Source organism: Chrysiogenia bacterium, from assembly GCA_020434085.1.
Taxonomy (GTDB): domain Bacteria; phylum JAGRBM01; class JAGRBM01; order JAGRBM01; family JAGRBM01; genus JAGRBM01.
On the sequence record JAGRBM010000454.1, the window covers coordinates 1 to 2627 of the forward strand.

Sequence of the window (2627 nt, forward strand, 5' to 3'; positions counted from 1 at the left end):
ACAGCATCACACCGAAGCAAGCATTCTTCTCGATTTCCTGAATCTTCCACGCGCAGGCAAGGCGCGTGTCGCTCTCGAAGGCGACGCGCTTTTCAAAGCGTGCGCCCCCGGCGCTGCCTGCGCCGACAAAGCCCGCACCCTCGATACGCCAGTCCTTGAGCGGCGCGCTCGCGCGGTTCATCCCGGCGAAGGCGCCAAGTCCGGCCGCGCCCGGAGCGTGCTCGGCGGTGAACTCGCGCAGGCTGCGAAGCGGCAGTTTGTCGAAGTGGTAGTCGGCCAGCGCGTCTTTCTCGATGCCCACGGCGCGCTCGTGTGGGGAGGCCACCCCGTCGCTGTCGCTGCTTTCGTGGGTGATGTCGGCGCCGCTGTGATAGCTCTCGCGCCAGCGGGCCATCACGTTGGTGACGTTGAAGCGGGCGGGAAGATAATCCAGCTCGCAGAGCGTTCCCGCATCCTCGGGCTTGAAGAATGCCTGCACGCGCGCGCTCTGGAGGATGACTTCCTCGCGCAGATCGCCGTCGATGTCCTCGGCAAGGGCACGGGGCGCCGCGAGTGTTTCGAGCAGCAGCGCATCGGCGGCGAGCACCTGCTCGTAGACGCCGTGGCGCAGGTGCGGCAGGTAAATCCCGCCGAACAGGCCGTGCCAGTAGGCGCAGTTGCATTCGGCGCGAAGCGCCGCGGTTCGTGCGTCCCTGATCCCGGCTGCGGCGGCCTGCCGCGAGGAGCGCAGCACATGCTTGTGCATGTGGTCGGATTCGGGATAGCGCGCCAGGAAAGCGTCCCAGAGGCTGCCGCGCACGAAGGCATTGCCCGCGGCCTGCAGCTCGGGCGTCTGGGTGAGTTCCTTGATCTTCACGTAGGAGGGAACCGACGCCGGGGGAAGCGCCCATTCGAGCATCTCGGTGTAGGAGGCGTTGGGAATGTAGACCTTGGTGAGCGGCGGCGACTCGGCAAGGTAGGCTGCCGGACTCTGGGCGTAAAAAGGTGCGCTCCCATTTTCGGCGCGCGCGAGGAATCGCTCGAGCCAGCCCGAGTACCCGTCCTTGCCGTAGACCCACTCGTGGGTGCCCGGCCAGAACCCGAATTTCTCGGCGTCGTCGCCGTAGGTGAGCACCCACTCGCGCGCATCGCCCTCGAGTGTGGACAGGTTGGCCTCCAGCTTTTCCATGCTCTGGAAGGGGATGTGATAGCGCAGCTCGAAATCCGTGGGTAGCACGGCGATGCCGGCGCCGGCGCGTTCGGTGCAATAGGCGCCGCCAAGGCGCCCCCCCGGAAGCCCCGCATAGCGCAGGTGCTGGTCGTCGAGAATGGTGTAGCCCACCTGCGCGCATGAGAGTAGATCGGCCAGGCAGGGCTCCCACACTCGCTCGGCAAGCCACGCGCCGGTCGGCGTGACGCCCGTGCGGGCGCTCCAGTAATCACGCATCAGCGAGATTTGCTCCAGCGCATCTTCGCGCGGGATTGCCGTGAGGATGGGCTCGTAGAACGCGCCACCCAGCGGCTCGATCTGTCCGCGTCCCACCAGCGCGATGATCTGGTCGATGAGTTTCGAATCGTTGGCTTCGAGCCATTCGAGCAGGCAGCCCGAGAGGTGAAAGGCTGCGTGCACGCCCGGGTGGCGCTCAAAATGCTCGACAATCGGGCGGTAGCACTGATCGACGGCGGCCTCGAACACGTGGTCGAAGTTGCCCACTGGCTGGTGGAAATGCAGGGCCAGCAGTATGCGGGTCTTCATCGCTGGTCCTCCTTCTTCCAGTTGGGCACTTCAAGTTCGATGCTGCGAAGCCGCTCGCGGCCGCCCTCGCTCTCGAGCTCGACGTCCAGTGTAGCCGCCTCGCCGGGGACAAGGCCCAGCAAGGTGGCCGCGCAGCGCAGCTCGAGAATCTCGTCGTGGTGGGCGCGCAGCACGCCATCGGGGAGGGCCTGCTGCTGGCGCGCGCGGCTGCCCGGCGTGCTGATGGCGCTGCTGGCCTCGGCAAGGCTGCCGTCTTCGGCAAAGCTCGCGCGCAACGTGCGGCGGGTGCCGTGCTGGGTACACGAAACACTCACCGCGCCAAGTGCGTCCTCGATCTCATCGGCCGGGTCGACACGCAGGCAGAAATCGCCGTTCGCGGCGAAACCGAACCACAGGTAGTTCACCACCCGCGTGGCGCGCGCCATGGTGCCCTGCTCGCGAAGGTGCGGCCAGGCAAGGCGTTGTGCGGCAATCCACTCGCCCTCACCTTCGGCGGTGCCGTCGATGGTGGGATCGAGCAGCGCAAGCGGCGCCTGCAGGGGCTGTCCCTCGCCCGCGCCGGGGATTTCGGCAAGCGGGCGGCGCAGCACCTCGGGCACTTCCTGTCCGAGCGCCTCGAAGGCGTCCGAGAGGTGCGCGCGGAAGAGGCGGTCGAACTCGGGAATGAAGCTGCTGCTGAACTGCCCGTCGAGCCACCAAAGCCAGTCGCTTCCCTCGGCGGCCATCAGGGAGTGGCGCGCGCGTTCGAGCTGCTCGGCGCTGTGCCCGGGATCGCTCATCAGGTCGCGCAGGCGCTCGCGGCACTCTCCGAGAATGTCCCAGGCGTGATTCTTCTGCGGACCGCCGATCCAGGTGCCGAAGTTTCCGTAGATCCAGCTTCCCGGGCGCAGCC

Annotated in this window: 2 protein-coding genes; both read right to left on the reverse strand. The window is 67.1% G+C overall.

From position 1 onward, the window contains the following. The coding region (locus tag KDH09_15420; protein ID MCB0221086.1) for a DUF1925 domain-containing protein at positions 1-1735 on the reverse strand (1735 nt) is incomplete at its 3' end. Then, positions 1732-2627 (reverse strand): hypothetical protein (locus tag KDH09_15425; GenBank protein ID MCB0221087.1); only part of this gene is annotated, 896 nt, incomplete at its 5' end. The genes KDH09_15420 and KDH09_15425, both read right to left, overlap by 4 nt.